This window comes from Brevibacillus sp. MER 51 (genome assembly GCF_023714195.1).
Taxonomy (GTDB): domain Bacteria; phylum Bacillota; class Bacilli; order Brevibacillales; family Brevibacillaceae; genus Brevibacillus.
The window spans coordinates 1-462 of the sequence record NZ_JAMAUS010000056.1 but is presented as its reverse complement, the minus strand read 5'-3'; the positions used below and the strand labels follow the sequence as shown (position 1 = coordinate 462).

Below are 462 nucleotides of genomic sequence, written 5' to 3'. Positions count from 1 at the left end.
ACCGCCGGCAGATCGTTACCGTCCACGCGCTGTACGTACCAGCCGAAGGCGGCCCATTTATCCTGCAGCGGCTCAAAGCCGAGGATTTTGCGTGAATCGCCGTCAGCCTGCTGTTTGTTGACATCGACAAGGTTAATCAGGTTGCTCAGGCCATAGTGAGCCGCCGACATCGCCGCCTCCCAGGTCGACCCTTCGTCCAGCTCCCCATCGGACATGGAGTTGTAGACCCAGGCCTTACTCTGTTTCTGCCGCAGCCCGAGCGCCATGCCGACGGCGATAGACAGCCCCTGCCCCAGCGAGCCGCCGGACATCTCCATCCCCGGGGTGTAGGTCGCCATGCCGGACATCGGCAGGCGGCTGTCGTCGGAGCCGTAGGTTTCCAGTTCGGCTTCCGGGATAATGCCCGCCTCCAGCAGCGCGGCATAATAAGCGATAGCGTAATGGCCATGAGAGAGCAGGAAG

General features: G+C 62.1%; 1 pseudogene. It reads right to left on the bottom strand.

The features are described from left to right. Positions 1-462, bottom strand: a pseudogene (locus M3630_RS30595) (transketolase); the annotation flags it as partial.